Origin of the sequence: Campylobacter sp. B0100352/1 (assembly GCF_020135855.1) — a bacterium.
GTDB classification, from domain to species: domain Bacteria; phylum Campylobacterota; class Campylobacteria; order Campylobacterales; family Campylobacteraceae; genus Campylobacter_D; species Campylobacter_D taeniopygiae.
The window spans coordinates 1-518 of the sequence record NZ_JACHTP010000102.1; the positions used below are offsets into that span (position 1 = coordinate 1).

Annotated in this window: 2 protein-coding genes; both read left to right on the plus strand. The window is 28.2% G+C overall.

Annotated features, from left to right (window positions below):
- The coding region (locus H2279_RS08725; RefSeq protein WP_337196297.1) for a hypothetical protein at positions 1-204 on the plus strand (204 nt) is incomplete at its 5' end.
- A 15-nt stretch (positions 205-219) separates the two neighbouring features.
- Positions 220-518, plus strand: a 299-nt coding sequence (locus H2279_RS08730; RefSeq protein WP_337196298.1) for a hypothetical protein, incomplete at its 3' end; no start/stop codon positions are given.

The following is a 518-nucleotide window of genomic DNA, read 5'->3' on the forward strand; positions in this document are numbered from 1 at the left end:
AAAGATGATAAAATTGATTATTTTGAACCTAATACTCCATTAGATAGGGCTATTTCTTTTGGGATAAATAAAAATAAAACAATCTTAAAAAAAGCAGGTGCTAAGACTTGGGAACAATTGGTTAAAGAATACAATATTGATACAAGTTTAGAGGAACCAGAACAAATTAAAATGTATGAAGAAAAAAGAAAGATAAAAAAATAATAAAAAGGAGATATTATGGAATTTGATATTGAAATTTTAGACAATCTTGAGAATTTTAAAGAATTCTTAAAAACAAAACCTAGCAAAGAAGTTTTACAGGCTGTTAATTCTCATTTAGAGGGTTTTTTAAGTGATGCGTATGATCATATCGATCCAGAAGAATACGAAGTAGCTTTTGAAGAAGAAACAGGAATATCTTATCGTGATGCTACTGAGGAAGAATTTGATGAGTGGTTTATTGCAAATGTACTTTGCTTTGAAGATTTAAGTGAGATTTGCAAAATTCTTCGATCACTTTTAGAGGCTAAAGATTT